Annotated in this window: 2 protein-coding genes; both read left to right on the top strand. The window is 50.2% G+C overall.

The window, feature by feature from the left end:
* Positions 1–346 precede the first annotated feature (346 nt).
* Positions 347–526 (top strand): hypothetical protein, encoded by a 180-nt coding sequence (locus tag BOCO_RS07275; protein ID WP_148140081.1) that lies wholly within the window; start codon positions 347–349, stop codon positions 524–526.
* Between the two features lie 142 nt (positions 527–668).
* Positions 669–3,885, top strand: a 3,217-nt coding sequence (locus BOCO_RS07280) for a hypothetical protein (RefSeq protein ID WP_211278703.1), incomplete at its 3' end; no start/stop codon positions are given.

Raw genomic sequence — 3,885 nt, forward strand, 5'->3', positions numbered from 1 at the left:
TGTTTCTGTTCTTTGGCCACGTTTGAACAGCCATACTTTCTCAATGGTGAACTTATGGAAAATAGTCCGTCTTTCTTTCAACCCCAATGCCTCGTCGCTTGTAGTTTTCGTGACCTCTTGAAGTCATGCTGAAGGCAAGGTTGCTGAGGGTGGGGTGTTTTTAAGAGGCATGCGTGTGTGTGTTTGTGTGTGGTTTTGTTAAATTACGTTCGTGTTGGTTGTGTTTTTGTGTTCTTGTGTGTGGTTTGGGTATTCTGGTTTGGTGAGCATGCTGGCTTTGGGGAGTGGCGTGTGTTGTTCTTTTTTCTCGTGGGGGAGTTTACTGTTTTTTGTTGGGGTGATTCTCGTGCCGAAATTGCGTGTTGTGGGTAAGCGGTTGTTGGTTGGTGTGGTGTCACTGTGTGTGTTGGGTGGGCTTGTAGCGCCGGTTATGGTTGCTGGTCAGGCTGGTACTGGTGTGTCTGCTACTGACAAATTAACCCCCCCCCCAGGACATTCAATCAGTAGCGACTCACTCTTCCGTTAACCCTCGTCCTGCAAGCAGTAATGAGGCTGCTGAACGCTTATCTAGCGTTCCAGGGCAAACATCCCCCATTACTCCTGTTAACCCTACAGGGCCTACTGTTTCACATAAGCCTGTTCACAATGATCAACCAGTAGTACCTGGTGTGCAATCGTATCAGGGTGTTCGTTTCGCTGCTGTTGTTCCTGGTGGGCAGTGGGTGTCTGCGTTGTCTTCTAGTGTGCGTGGGGTTGGTACGTGGGTGAAGCACACGTGGGGTAGTGGTGTTCGTGGGGTAAGGCAACTGGTTGCTGGTGTTCATGGGTTGCTTCGTCCGGCTAGTGATGTGGGTTCTCGTTCTATCGCTATGGTGGTTGCTGCTGATGGTACCCCGGTGTTTGATGATAATGATAGGCCGGGTAATGATTCTTCGGATCATAATGGTGTTGTTCGGGTTAATGATTTAGTGACGTATCGTGTTGATTACATGGTTTCTGGTGTGCATTCTGAGAACACCACTGTTGTTATCACGTTGCCTAAGGGCTTGATGCTCGAATCCTTACCCGCGTTTTGTGGTCAGGGTTCGAGTGTGTCTCCTGAGTCTGCGGGTGAGGTTCGTGTGCCGTATACGGCGAATTCTATTGATGATTTAGCTGAGCAGACTGTGTCTTGTAATGTGGGTACGAAGGATGGGTCTACGGAGTCGTTTGCGATTTCGTTGAAGGTGAGTAACGCGGTTCATCATGATGCGTTGTTGGCTCCGCAGTCTGTGGTGTTGAAGGGTGATGGTTTACCTGATGTGGGTACGGATAAGCCTATTCCTGTGGTGAGGGTTACCTCGGCGTTGAAATGGGATTTGACCATGAATGGTATCCAAACCAACGAAAACTCCGGATACACTTATGGTCCGCGATTTGCGAAATGCCCACAAAACAATACCCGTACATGTTTTTATATAGCTTATTCTTTAGCGGTTTATGCGAGGTCAGATGGTAAGGGTGCCATGCCAGCTGCGGAACCGATTAAGGTTACTGATGATTTATCGCCGGAACGATTGTTTCCGGGCTTGTCTCCTGCTCAATATGCACGAATGAACGCAGACAAAAACAAATACGGAGCAGTCATATCCGATGATGATATATGGCAATCTAGATCGCCAGGTTTTGTTGCTCCTAAAGATACGGATCAATGGACGCATGGTAAGGCGGTTCGGGACTCTGGTTCGATGTCGTGGGTTCAGCAAGGTGGTCCTGGCACCCCTGCTTATATTTCGATAGCAAATACTGATTGGTCACTCAAAACAGTTCCTAGAACTGATAATTCTGGCAATACTATCTCACCAGGATATGCCTACGCCGTGTTTATACCACTGCAAGTGTATGTGCCTGTTGACACGGTTAAGGATTTTGGTTCTTTTAGCAACGGGACTTGGAGTCTTCAAGCCCGTAATACCTATACGAACTTAGAAATGAAAGGATTTGATAACGGAGATGTCTTAACCAGTGCTGGGCAGCCTACCTACAATGATTACCGTCAACTGCCCTTAATTGTTAGAGTTCCGGGTGGATTTGATGCTTACTTCGGGGGAGTACCTGGTGATCGTTTGAACACACCGGGAGAAATATTCATGCCATGGTGGTCGGATTGTGTAGCTGGCCTTCCAGGTAATGGAAGGATACGCAGTGGTGAGAATAATGCTTCTCCTGGGCAACGAGTAATTAGTCAAGTGCTTCTTGGTGGTGCTAACTCGAGTTTATTAACGAAGGTGACGCATGTTTCGAGTGTTGCTTGGGATAGTACTAAAACACAGCTCACTAACATGACGATTAACAATCAAATTACTAATACCTTGTATGGTTATCCAGTTCATAACAAGCCCGTATGGGTTTCAGGTGTTTTGAATGATAACAGTCATTACGTTGATGATTATTCTAGGGCTCCGAAATTGGAAGTTGAGTATGGTACTGGTGCTCAACCGGTTTCTGGCTCTGATTCTGGTGTTACTAACGCGAGTGTAACGTGGTATAGCTCACCTGATCTGGTTCCTGGTAACGATCCGGTCAAAGCTGCTCAAGGTATTTACACCGCAGTAAATAGAGTACGCACGTATCTAGTCGTACCAGAACCGGTAGGGATTGTAGGGGATAAAGTTTACGTTTCTGTATCTATTGGTTTGACGGTTGCTGCTGATGATATGCCTGACGGCACCTTTCTTCCCATGTGGGCATCAGATATTCAAGTAAATCACGAGACTTCTAAGAGTGATGTCTTGGCGTCGGGGCCTGGTTGGGTGTCTTCGTATGATCCGGTGGGGCATGCTGGTGCTCCTGGTGATCGGTTGCGGTTGGCTCGTGCTCGGGTTGGTGTGGATTCTGGTGTGCGTAGGGCTGGTGTTGGTGGTTTTGTGCCTCAGGTGGCTGTTACTGGTGGTGATAGGGTGCAGTTTCGGTTGCGGGCGTCGTTGACGTCTGCTGGTGGTGCTGATCCGGTGGGTCATCGGGTGTGGTTGGAGGATTGTTTACCGGCGTCGTTGGAGTATGTGCCTTCTGCTGGTTCTGGTGGGGGGCCTGTGGTGGTGTCGTCGTCTATGCCTGTTGATGCGAAACGGCCTGCGTGTGGTCCGGGGGAGACGTATTTACGGTGGGAGTTTACTGGTCAGTTGGTTAATGAGCAGGTGCCTGAGGTGGTGTTCGAGGCTCGGGTGTCGTCTGCTGCTGATGATGGTACGTATGTGAATTCGGTGGTGGTGTGGTCTGATGCTGATCAGTCAATGTTGGCTGCTCGTACGTCGTCGGTGGCTGTTCGTGTAGACAATATTGTGGGTGTGGCGGTTGATAAGCGGAGTTTGACTCCTACGGTTGGGGTGAATCGTGTGGGTTCGGCTGTATTGGAGTCGAATGTGTGGGAGTTGAGTGTGCGTAATTCTCAGCCGACGTCTGGTGGTTTGTCTGATGTGGTGTTGGTGGATGTGTTACCGGTTGCTGGTGTGGCTGGTAGTCGTTTTGCTGGTGTGGCGTTGTTGCGGTCGGTTTCGGTGACGCGTGGTGGTTCGTCTGGGGTGCGTGTGGAGTATACGGTGTCTGCTGATGTGCCGCGTGATCCCAGGGTGGGTGAGCCGGGGTCGGTGCGTTGGTGTGTCGAGGCTGAGTTTGGTTCTGTTGGTTGTCCGGTGTCGGTGGCGGATAGTCGGGCGGTGCGGGTGTCTCGTGCGGGTGTGTTTGCTTCTGGTGAGGTGTTGGCTGCTCGGGTGGTGGTTGATGTGGCTGGTGATGTGGTGGTCAATCAGGGGTATGCGCGTGTTGGTGGTTTACGTGATCCGGTGGGTCCGGTGTCTCGTGAGCAGCGGGTTGTTGGTGCGTCTGTTGCTGGTGTGGTGTGGTGGG

The organism is Bombiscardovia coagulans (assembly GCF_002259585.1).
In the GTDB taxonomy this organism is placed as follows: Bacteria; Actinomycetota; Actinomycetes; order Actinomycetales; family Bifidobacteriaceae; genus Bombiscardovia; species Bombiscardovia coagulans.